Here is a 10,985-nt window from a genome sequence, read left to right as displayed (position 1 = left end):
GCGCCGATGGTAGTGTGGGGTCTCCCCATGCGAGAGTAGGGAACTGCCAGGCATCCAATAAGACAAAAAGGCCATCCGTAAGGATGGCCTTTTTGCATTGGTGGTAATCTATACCACTATTAATATTGATTAATTTCTCATCTATTAAAAACATCACTTTACTTTGCTTATCAACCTCTTATTCTGATTAGTCACGTTATAAAAAATCTAATAATCAGAGGTTCCCGCTATGAATAGACAGAGGGTGATGTCACCCGTAACGACACTGAGTGACATCCAAAGAATTAAAGCCATTGTGGGTGCCTCATCAGGAAATTTAGTCGAATGGTTCGACTTTTATGTTTACTCATTTTTTTCAATCTATTTTGCGCATATTTTCTTTCCCCAAGGTGACGTCACGACTCAGTTACTGCAGACTGCGGGGGTATTTGCTGCAGGCTTTTTAATGCGGCCTATCGGCGGATGGCTATTTGGGTTTATCGGCGATCGTTTTGGACGTAAAAAGTCCATGATTATATCGGTATATATCATGTGTTTTGGATCATTAGTGATCGCGTTTTTACCCGGATATAATCAAATTGGCTTGTTCGCTCCCATACTTTTGTTGTTGGTCAGAATGTTGCAAGGCCTTTCTGTTGGCGGGGAATATGGCGCAAGTGCGACTTATATGAGTGAAATCGCGACGGAAGGAAAAAAAGGGTTCTATGCTTCTTTTCAATATGTCACTTTAATTGGCGGACAACTGATGGCGGTACTCACTGTCGTCATTTTACAGCAGCTTCTCGATAATGAGAGTTTACGAGCTTGGGGTTGGCGCATTCCTTTTCTGATTGGTGCTGTATTATCCATTGTTGCCCTATGGTTGAGAAAATCATTGCATGAAACGAGTGATGAAGCGCAGCGTACTAATAAAAACGCAGGAAGTTTAGTTTATCTTCTTCGCTACCATTGGCGGCCATTTATTAAAGTTATCGGTATTACAGCAGGGGGATCATTAAGTTTTTATACATTTACCACGTATATGCAAAAATATCTCATCAATAGTGTTGGGTTAGATGCTAAAACCAGTAGTATGCTAATGACTGGTGCCCTATTACTCTTCATGGTGCTACAGCCTATTGCTGGGGCGTTATCAGATAAAATGGGCCGTAAAGCTTCTGTGATTATTTTTGCTGTGGGACTAGCTCTGTTTACCGTACCCATTATGGTATATCTATCGACTGTCACGAGCCTGGTTCTTATCTTCCTTCTTATATTCCTAGCGTTAGTAATATGCAGTTTCTATACGGCTGTTAGTGGGATATTGAAAGCTGAGCTTTTTCCGCCGCAACTCCGAGCTTTAGGTGTAGGACTCCCATACGCTATTGGTAATGCAATATTCGGTGGCTCAGCTGAGTTTATTGCACTCGTGCTAAAGCAAAAAGGGATGGAATCGAGCTTTTTCTGGTATGTGACGGCAATGGGAATTGTCGTGTTATTAATTAGTATAACTTTACCGAATAAGAAAGCTGTTGAGAAGCTTTAAAAAGAAATGAATCTGCCAGCGTAGCTGGCAGATAGACATTATAGAATGCGGCTAATTAATTTATCGATTCTAATCCGACGTAAGCGACGAATAAGTTTGCGGATCCTATTAGGGTAATCGGCAATACTCTCTAGATCATGAAACTGGCTCAATATTGTGGTGTGTTCTCGGATAAGTTTGAGCTCTAGACGCTTTTGTTCAGCCAGTTGATGATTAGGATCATGAACTAATATTGCATTCTCGAGATCTAAGCGCCAAGCCCTCGGGTTTAAATTATTCCCAGTGAGTAACATCCACTCTTCATCAACCCAAATACCTTTTAAATGATAACTGTTAGTGCCGTCTTTCCATAAGCGGATCGTTAGCTTTTCGTTATCGAGATAATATTGTAGGCGACTTGCAAATCGGCGTAAGTTAATTTCGTACAGGTAGGGTAGTGCGCCAATTACTTTAAAAGGCTCTTCAGGCGGAATATAGAAATCGTTAGCGGTTTTATCCCCGATAATAATTTCTACTTCTTTTCCTTGGCGCAGTAAACGAATGATATGCCTGACCAATATTGCTGGAAGATTAAAATAAGGCGTACAAATCACCAATTTCTCTTCAGTAGCCGGCATCAAATGGAAAATCGTTTGGTTAAGAAGACTACGTTTTCCTAAGCCTGCTAGCGGTGTGACAGCAAGTTGCTGTTCGTCAGCCAAATCTTTCAATTCGTAATTAAAGGTTCTCAACTCTTGGCGAAAAATTTTAGTTTCGTTTTTGATCTCAAGACTAGAAGGGCGATCTTTGAGATCTAATCGGTGAACCGCATCGGAATGCTTGAGATTAATATTAATCCAATCAAACATAATATTAGCGAGTGCGGGATTCTTCATGATCTGGTAGCGGTCGTATCGATAACGCTCTTGCTGTTGAAGATAAACATTATTAATACTAGCGCCGCTGTAAATCACCGTATCATCAAAAATAAAACCTTTGAGATGAAGTACGCCTAAAGCTTCGCGTGTATTAACGGGGATACCATAGACAGGGATTGCTAGCTCTCCTGCTTGCTCAGCCAATTTACAGTACCAATCGGCATTGGTTTCACCCCGTGCTGCACCGATACGTCCACGCTGAGCTCTGTGCCAATCGACACAGATACTAATATCAAGTTGCGGATTATTTTGTTTTGCTTGATAAAGCGCAGCCATAATCGACTGTCCTGCTTCATCATTTTCAAGATAGAGCGCAACAAGGCAAACTCTATACTGAGCCTGACCTATTTTTTCCAAAAGCGTGTGATGAAACTCTGCTGCAGAGTACAAAAATGAAAAATCAGTGATTGATTGCGGCAATTTTGGAAGTTCTGCAAGGTATCGCTGGTGAGAATTCATTTTATTTTTTGGCAACATCGCATTACGCTTCTTCTATTAGGAATCGAAAAACATTATAAAACTTGGGAACCTTAACTCGACACTATAGCATCAAAAGGGTTAAGAATGGCTATTTTCTGCAGGAGAATCTAGCGCTAAGCGTAAGCTAACAATTCCATCCTCGACACTATTTTTGCAGCTAAAGCCAAGTTGTTTAGCCAGCGCTATCATCCCAGTGTTATTGGGCATAGTAATACCATTTAGCTGTTGCAAACCATGATCTCGCGTGTAACTCACCATTTTTTCCAATAACATTCTGCCGAGCCCTAAACGTTTAAGGTCAGAGCGCACCAAAATTGAAAATTCTGCATCAATATTATCACTGTCAGAAATGGCTCGAGTAACACCGATAATGGTGTCGCCGTCGTTCTCTTGGATCACCGCAACAAACGCCATTTCACGATCGTAATCGATCTGCGTCATATTGGCTAAATCGTCGTGGGTAAACTCGTTGATCTCACTGAAATATCGGTAGTAAAGATCTTCCTTTGTTACTCGGCCAATAAAAGCGAGTAGCTGAGGTTCATCTTCAGGAAGAATGGGACGAAATAGCGCCTGTCGCCCATCTTTTAAGGTTACCCATTGCTCATATTTCTGTGGATAGGGTCGAATAGCCAGGCGGTCTTCGCTATCCCCGTCAAATTTATGCAGAGTAAGTTGGCCGTGCATTAATAGTAGTGGGGTTTGTTTACCAACATAAAGATCGAGCTGGCAGGCTATAATTTCGGGGCAATCAATAATCAGATCAGAAAGCTGAACGAGGGTTTGACTGAGCCGATAGATATTTTCTGGTCGTGTTTCCCAGCGACGAAAAATTTTATGCTGCTGTATTGCCTGCGCAATCAGATGATTAGCCAGTGCCATATTGAGGGGTAATAATGACGTAACTGCCTGCTTATCTTCCTGCCACATTTCGCTCTGCTCGCCCACTAAAATAATCGGACCAAATAGCGGATCATGTTGCACCATGATGCGTATCCGTTGGCGGTCTTGTTCGCTATCAACCTGTGGCAAGAGCTCAGTCTGCGGGAAACCATAGTCCGCTAGTAGGCTGATTAATTCTGCACCCTGAATAAGGGATTTATGGCTGGTGACCTGCTTTTGTAAGTATTCACGGACGTTTGTGCGGTCTAATGGCTGGACTGCCAATCTCGCAGGCGTTTCTCTCAGTTGTTTTTGGTTTCGATGATAAGCGACTCGGTGCATAAACGCCGTCACTGTGCCTTCAGGCGTCCGCCAGGTTGGAATTCTAGCTTGTGAGAAAATTGCACGTGCACCTTGTGAAGAATATTCACCACACCAGTTAGTTAATAAAGTTTTATATTTGGCTCGCGGATGTTGATTATAAAGTATCGATAATTTCTCAGCGCAATCGCTTGCCGGAGAAACAGCGCTAGGCGCATGTATTACCATAATAGCTTCGGCTTCTGAGCTATCAAGTAGTATGGCGGTGACGTCTAGGTAAAGCTGCGTAGTAGCATCATCTTTGAGGTCGAGTGGATTAGTAATAGGGATATTATCGGGTAACCGTGCGCGCAGACGTTGCTGTGTCGCTGGGCTAAGCTGAAGTAATGTTCCTTGACGCTCCTCCAGTACATCCAATGCTAAGGCAGCAGGGGCGACGCCATTACTGACAATAAATAGCGATTCACCATTAAAATGACGCATATGACTCAAGGACTCAACTGCTGAAAATAACTCGTGGGAGTCGTAAACCCTTAGCATTCCTGCTCGTTGAATAGCGGCATCCCATGTTCCATCGTAAGTCTCTTCGCTTCCCACTAATAATCGTGCAGCACGGCTTCGACCACTTTTAAACATCACAATGGGTTTGTTACGCGATGCACTGCGGGCTGCAGAGACAAAACGTCGGGCGTCGTTAAGGTGCTCAAGTGCGATTAAAATAGCGTGGGTTTTGGTATCTCGAGCTAAGAAATCGAGTAGGTCATCACTATCAATATCTACACCATCCCCCAAGGCAATAAACCATGAGAAGCCAATTTTCCGTTGTTGTGCCCAATCAAGAATGGTGTTCGCAACGGCGGTAGATTGCGCGATAAACGCAACATTCCCCCGTGCCACCGGTACAGGGGAGAAGCTGGCATTGAGCCCCTGATGGGGAGCGATTAAGCCTAAACTGTTAGGCCCTAGTAATCGTATATTCCACCGGGATGCTTGGGCGAGTAATGCCGTAAAGTGTTCTTTCGACGCCGAGAGAATAATACAACTACGGCAGCCTTTTTCCCCTAATTCGTCGAGGAGTTGTGCTAGATGCCGAGCATGAGTACAGAGAATTGCTAAATCGGGGACTAACGGTAGCGCAGAGATTGTCGGATAAGCCATTACCCCACAGACTGCGGAATAGTGTGGATTAACCGGTAAAATAGCCCCTGAGAAGCCACCGGCTAATAGGTTTTGCATCATCAAATAGCCCGCGCGACCGACTTTTCGAGATGCGCCAATCACCGCAATTGATTTCGGTTTTAATAATGCTTCTAATCCGAGTTGACTCATGGCTCCTCCGTTAGCGGTGGCCGTAATAATCGTTATTCTTCCCGAGTATGAATGGGATGATGAGGTTTACCTGCTAAATAGCGTTCCCGGAATAGGGAAAAGTGTTGGCTTAAATGCTCTGCGGCCACGCTGTCTCCAGCTTGTACAAGTAAGGCGCTGGCAATTTCGGCGGTGCAATGGTGTGCGTCGCTGTGCGCTTCGCGTAAGGTATATTGACTCGGAGTTGAAACATCAACAGAGATCACCGGAAAGCTATTTAACCATGGGCTTTTGCGAAACATTTTACGCGCTTCACTCCAGGTCCCATCCAGCATAATAAAGAGTGGAGGCTTACCTTCGAGCGGTGGACGATGTAAGACGGCCCTATCGGCTTGCGCATAGCTGGCCGGAAACACCACCATAGGTTGATAGTCGCGCGTGATATTTTCAAGAAAATCTTTATCGTCAAATGTGGTTCTCGACCATTGATAGGCCAGTGTTTCCGGTAAGATATCAGCGATAAGTCTCCCTGTATTACTTGGCTTCATCGGCTCCGTATCGTACATCATTAGGCAAAAACGGCTGCGGGCCTGTTGAGGTTGTATCGTTGAACATAGACAATTACGCTGAGGTAAAAGACAACGCTGACAACGGCTCACACGATTACCGCGCGCGAGGAATGGACGCGTAGCGGCCGCTAAACGTTGTGCACGGAGTTGTAATACGGCATTACAATGAGTCATAAAAAATCGATACTGAAAAAAAAAGACAGTTTAATTGAGTTCAGCGGGGGATGCTACGCGATAGCATCATTTCTGGTAGGGTGATCGTTAATCCACCAATAAAGAAGATAGCTAAGCAAGCGGACATCAGGTAATCTGCGCGCTCAGTAACAGGAGAATGTGATGAACGACGAAAATAAAAGTAAAAGCAGTAAAGTTAAAGTAATGTATGTTCGCGGTGAAGAGGCGACTTCTTCGCGCAGCAGCGGTAATCCGCGGACCGGTAAAGGTGGTCGCTCGTCAGACCGCAAGGCGCCGACAGATCGTCGTTCATCTTCATCTCCACGTCGTGATGAGTCTTCCGTACGTCGTAATGAATCGTCCTCTCATCGTAATGACTCACCTTGGCGTACAGTATCTAAACGCCCTACGGAACAGAAAGAGTCTACGCAAGCACCGAGCGCAGACGAAGGTCTGACGGCGAAGAGTTATATCGATCCCGAACAGCTCCGTCGTCAACGTCAAGAAGAGACTCGCGTATATGGCGAAAATGCTTGCCAAGCATTATTCCAAAGCCGTCCAGAAGCGATTGTGCGGGCGTGGTTTGTGCAAAGTGTTACCCCCCGCTTTCGTGAGACCTTGCGTTGGTTAGCTGCAAACCGCAAAGCCTACCACGTGGTAGATGATAGTGAATTGGCTAAAGCAGCGGGGACAGAGCATCACGGTGGGGTGTGCTTCATTATCAAGAAACAAACCGGATTAGATGTTGCGGCGTGGTTGGCGCAAGCTGAAGAACAGGATTGTGTTGTGGCCTTAGAGAATGTGGGTAACCCGCATAATCTTGGCGCAATCATGCGCAGCTGTGCCCACTTTGGTGCTAAAGCCATTTTAGTTAATGATGCTAACTTACTCGAATCTGGAGCCGCGGTGAGAACGGCAGAAGGTGGTGCTGAGCATGTGCGTGCGGTCACTGCGCCATCTTTCCTGCAAGGTCTCGATGCATTCCGTCGCGCGGGTTATAGCATTGTGACGACCTCAAGCCATGAAGGCCAACCTTTGGCATCAACCACTTTTCCGACAAAAACCGTTTTTGTTTTAGGGCAAGAGGGTGAAGGGTTGCATGAAGAAACGTTACGCCAAGGGGATATTAGCCTATCCATCGGTGGCACAGGAAACATTGAAAGTTTGAATGTTTCAGTGGCCGCGGGGATACTGTTAGGTGAGTGGTGGCGTCAGCAGAAAGCTTAAAGAAAAGCGCCGTCAGTGAAGTGACCCCCGATAGTTGGACAACCCATTATCGGGGGTTTTTTTATGGCAAAATATAGCCGCGAGTTAAAAATTTTCATCGCTAATTGCTATTTATCAGGTGAGTCATCGTGTTTTCTTGCCGAAAAATATTCAATAGCTTCTAAGCAAATCCGTTACTGGGCCAAGGTCGTTGCGCTTCACGGAGATAATGCTTTTGTCCCAACCCCTCATCTGCGCTCTGCCACAGCACGATTTGAAGCGCTAAAACTTATGTCGACAAACAGTTGGTCTCTCAGTCACACTTCAGCCGTACTCAATTTAATTTCTTCTGGTATCTTGTTTGTATGGCTTGAACGCTACAACAAGCAAGGTTTCTCCGGGCTTGAATATAGACAGAGAGGGAAGCTTCCAATGAAACCGCCGCACACAATATCTAGTCGTTCAGACGATGAAAAGAGCCTCGAAGAGCTAAAAGAGAAAATTACTTATTTGCGGGCGGAGAACGCGGTATTAAAAAAGTTGGAAGAGCTGAAACAATTAAATCGACAACAAGCAAAGAAAAAACGTTAGCCGTTTTAGCTCTGAAAAAGCAGCATCCCTTAAAATACTTACTCTCTGCAATGAAGCTTGCAAAAAGTGTATTTTATTACAATACCAAGCGGATCAAAGCCAAGCTAAAAAGCCTAACTCCGGTTGAATACCGAAATCAGGCCTTACAGGCCGTCTAACTAAAAGTGTCCAAGTTTATGGGGTCACTTCAGTAAGGCGCTTTTTTTATTAGTGAGCACCGCCGCCCCCACCGCCTGAGTGAAAAGGGGGTTTGGCGAACCAAATAACCACTAACAACACAATGAATATTCCACCAGCTGCCCAAAATATTTCATTAGCTGAGATTATCAATCCCTGATTAGTAATTTGCTGGGCAATATAGCTGGATGCTTGCTGATGGCTCATTCCCAACGATTCCAGCTGTTGATAACTCTGTTGGGCATTCGGGTTATAGGCAGTGATGGATTCTGTTAGCTGACTATGATGCATCGCTTCTCTGTTGGTCCACAGCGTTGTGGTAATGGAGGTTCCTATTGAGCCACCTAGTGTCCGGATAAAATTAGACAGCCCAGACGCCGCGGCAATTCTCTCTGACGAAAGACCCGATAAGGTAATGGTCGTTAAGGGCATAAAGAAACAGGCTACCGCAAAGCCTTGAATAAATTGTGGCCAAGCAGCATCAGCAAAACTCATCCCCGGTTCGAAGGTATAGGCGCGCCAATAGAAGCAGATTGCGTACATAATAAAGCTAAACGTCACCAGATAACGCATATCAAGACGAGGAGCAAAGCGTCCAATGATCGGTGATAAGATAACAGGGAGTATTCCTACCGGCGCGGAGGCCAGACCCGCCCAAGTAGCGGTATATCCGAAGACCTCTTGCAGCAGTTGAGGGAGTAGCACGATAGTCCCGAAATAGAGCATGTAGGCTAAGCTAATCGAGCCACATCCAATAGAGAAGTTACGCGATTTAAACAGCGACAGATCAATAATGGGATGTTCATCGGTTAATTCCCAAATAATCAAGATCAGTAAGGCGACGACTGCCACTACCGTCAGCGTGATGATCTCTGTTGAACTAAACCAATCTAACTCCTTCCCTCTATCCAGCATCACTTGTAAGCAGCCAATCCCTAAGGTCAACATAACCAAACCGACAATATCGATCGGTTGTTTACGCGTTAGCGTCTCACGCTTACCGAGGGTTTTTACCGCCAGTAGGACAACGATGATACCTATGGGGACGTTGATAAAAAATATCCAGCCCCAATGGTAATTATCGCTTATCCAGCCACCTAGAATCGGGCCACAAATCGGCGCAACGACAACCGTCATCGCCCACAGCGACATGGCCATGCCTCGCTTCGCGGGAGGATAGTTGTTGAGTAACAGGCTTTGTGACAATGGGATCAATGGGCCTGCTACTAGGCCTTGAATCACCCGAAAAATAATCAACATAGTCAATGAATTTGACATACCGCAAGCCCAAGAGGCGATGGCAAACGCGGCAGTGGAAGCAACAAATAGCTTTACCTCACCAAAACGGCGTGCGAGCCATCCAGTCAAGGGGATGGAAATGGCATTGGCCACACCAAAAGAGGTGATAACCCAAGTCCCTTGAGTATTGGAGGCACCTAAGTCACCCGCTATGGTCGGTATCGCCACATTCGCGATGGTTGAGTCAAGAACTTGCATAAACGTTGCGAGCGATAACGCAATGGTCATCAATACTAGCTGTGCAGGCTCTAAAGGCTTTCTCTCGTTATAAGCCATGGCGGTTACTCTGCATTAGCTGTGATGATTCGCTGAATGATATGATCCGCTTGTTCCAGTTGTAGGGTCAATGCATCACTCTCATAAGCTGGATATTTACGCATAACAGTGGCTAGTGCTTGACCGGACGTATTGCTGACGTCAATAGTGACTTGGGTAGAGAGTCCAATACGCAAAGGGTGTTGCTGCAGGTCTTGCTGATCGAGCGAGACGCGTACCGGCAAGCGTTGTACCACTTTGATCCAATTACCGGTTGCATTCTGAGCGGGGAGCAAAGAGAAGGCACTCCCGGTTCCCATATCCAAACCGACCACTTTGCCGCGATAGGTCACTGCGTCACCATAGATATCTGCGGTCACGGTTACCGGCTGGCCAATCCTCACGTTAGACAGTTGTGTCTCTTTAAAGTTAGCATCTACCCATAATTCTTGGCTGGGGACCACTACCATCAGTGCGCTACTTGGCGAAATTTGTGCGCCGACCTGAACACTTCGACGGGACACATAGCCATCGATAGGACTCCGGATATCGGTACGTTGTAAAGCCAGCCAAGCATCCCTGACCGCGGCGGCGCTTTGTTGAATAACTGGCTGCTGATCCAGAGGCGTGTCCAATATCATGGCCTGGTTCGCATTTAATTGCTGAATGGCAACGTCGAGAGAGGCTCTGGCACTGGCCGCGGTATCTCTAGCATGTTGTAACTCTTCTCTGCCGATGAGTTGGTGTTGTGCAAGGGGCTCACGACGAGCCAGATCGGCTTCTGCTTGGGCTAATGCAGTGCGCTTCAAGACGATATTCGCTTGGTATTGGCGATTATTAATCATTAATTGACGTACTTGTCGCACGCTACTGGCTAAGGCGGTCTCAGCTTTATTCAGCGTTTGATTGGCATCTGTTTTATCCAGTGATACCAGAATATCGCCTTTATGCACGAGGTCGGTGTTATCGAACCATACTTTACTGACACTGCCTGATACTTGGGGGGATATTTGCACTTGATTCCCTGCAACGTAGGCATCATCAGTATCCTGCTGGTGGCTTAATATTAAGAACCAATATAGGCCGTAGGCAATCGCAACAATAATGCAGGCGATCAGCAATAGCATCAAAAAGGGTTTACGTTTGTTTCTCGAGGGCGTGGATGTTGGGGCGGGCGCTTTTTCAACCGAACTCATAAACTAAATCCTGCAATAAATAGTGCATATAAAAAACACTCCAACGAAAGTGAAGTGTATCAATCAAAAGGGGTAGTGTGGTGTT

8 protein-coding genes and 1 pseudogene are annotated in these 10,985 nt (G+C 45.7%); 4 read left to right on the top strand and 5 right to left on the bottom strand.

The genetic code is table 11. The annotated features are described in order from the left end of the window. Positions 1–229 precede the first annotated feature (229 nt). Positions 230–1,525, top strand: coding sequence for an MFS family transporter (locus HH682_RS13420; protein ID WP_214238047.1), 1,296 nt, complete (start codon positions 230–232; stop codon positions 1,523–1,525). Positions 1,526–1,563: 38 nt separating this feature from the next. On the opposite strand, the gene pssA is transcribed toward HH682_RS13420, so the two are convergent. The 3 genes from pssA to HH682_RS13405 all read right to left on the bottom strand — a co-directional run bounded on the left by pssA (position 1,564) and on the right by HH682_RS13405 (position 6,176). After that, entirely contained in the window at positions 1,564–2,919 is a 1,356-nt protein-coding gene (gene pssA, locus HH682_RS13415) for a CDP-diacylglycerol--serine O-phosphatidyltransferase (RefSeq protein ID WP_214238046.1), read from the bottom strand. 81 nt (positions 2,920–3,000) lie between these two features. Next, entirely contained in the window at positions 3,001–5,454 is a 2,454-nt protein-coding gene (locus HH682_RS13410) for a bifunctional acetate--CoA ligase family protein/GNAT family N-acetyltransferase (RefSeq protein WP_214238045.1), read from the bottom strand. Between the two features lie 32 nt (positions 5,455–5,486). Next, a complete protein-coding gene (locus HH682_RS13405; protein WP_214238044.1) occupies positions 5,487–6,176 on the bottom strand; it encodes a tRNA-uridine aminocarboxypropyltransferase in 690 nt (229 codons plus the stop codon). Positions 6,177–6,338: 162 nt separating this feature from the next. On the opposite strand from HH682_RS13405, the gene HH682_RS13400 reads away from it, so the two are divergent. The 3 genes and pseudogenes from HH682_RS13400 to HH682_RS16140 all read left to right on the top strand — a co-directional run. Next, positions 6,339–7,403, top strand: coding sequence for a tRNA/rRNA methyltransferase (locus tag HH682_RS13400; protein WP_214238043.1), 1,065 nt, complete (start codon positions 6,339–6,341; stop codon positions 7,401–7,403). Positions 7,404–7,466: 63 nt separating this feature from the next. Then, a complete protein-coding gene (locus tag HH682_RS13395) occupies positions 7,467–7,973 on the top strand; it encodes a transposase (RefSeq protein ID WP_214238042.1) in 507 nt (168 codons plus the stop codon). Between the two features lie 53 nt (positions 7,974–8,026). Next, a pseudogene (locus HH682_RS16140) lies at positions 8,027–8,131 on the top strand (IS3 family transposase); the annotation flags it as partial. A gap of 49 nt (positions 8,132–8,180) precedes the next feature. Here HH682_RS16140 and emrB read toward each other — a convergent pair. Further along, a complete protein-coding gene (gene emrB, locus HH682_RS13385) occupies positions 8,181–9,725 on the bottom strand; it encodes a multidrug efflux MFS transporter permease subunit EmrB (protein WP_214238040.1) in 1,545 nt (514 codons plus the stop codon). 5 nt (positions 9,726–9,730) lie between these two features. Further along, complete coding sequence (gene emrA / locus HH682_RS13380) at positions 9,731–10,900, bottom strand: multidrug efflux MFS transporter periplasmic adaptor subunit EmrA (protein WP_214238039.1); 1,170 nt, start codon at positions 10,898–10,900, stop codon at positions 9,731–9,733. Positions 10,901–10,985 lie beyond the last annotated feature (85 nt).

Source organism: Rosenbergiella gaditana, assembly GCF_018494065.1.
Classification (GTDB): domain Bacteria; phylum Pseudomonadota; class Gammaproteobacteria; order Enterobacterales; family Enterobacteriaceae; genus Rosenbergiella; species Rosenbergiella gaditana.
Note: the sequence above shows the minus strand (reverse complement) of the source record. Positions and strands in the feature narration are given on the sequence as shown.

Bases quoted from the DNA above. Each gene is read 5' to 3' on its own strand.
- HH682_RS13420 (WP_214238047.1), top strand. From the start codon at position 230: ATGAATAGACAGAGGGTGATGTCACCCGTAACGACACTGAGTGACATC.
- pssA (WP_214238046.1), bottom strand. From the start codon at position 2,919: ATGTTGCCAAAAAATAAAATGAATTCTCACCAGCGATACCTTGCAGAA.
- HH682_RS13410 (WP_214238045.1), bottom strand. From the start codon at position 5,454: ATGAGTCAACTCGGATTAGAAGCATTATTAAAACCGAAATCAATTGCG.
- HH682_RS13405 (WP_214238044.1), bottom strand. From the start codon at position 6,176: ATGACTCATTGTAATGCCGTATTACAACTCCGTGCACAACGTTTAGCG.
- HH682_RS13400 (WP_214238043.1), top strand. From the start codon at position 6,339: ATGAACGACGAAAATAAAAGTAAAAGCAGTAAAGTTAAAGTAATGTAT.
- HH682_RS13395 (WP_214238042.1), top strand. From the start codon at position 7,467: ATGGCAAAATATAGCCGCGAGTTAAAAATTTTCATCGCTAATTGCTAT.
- emrB (WP_214238040.1), bottom strand. From the start codon at position 9,725: ATGGCTTATAACGAGAGAAAGCCTTTAGAGCCTGCACAGCTAGTATTG.
- emrA (WP_214238039.1), bottom strand. From the start codon at position 10,900: ATGAGTTCGGTTGAAAAAGCGCCCGCCCCAACATCCACGCCCTCGAGA.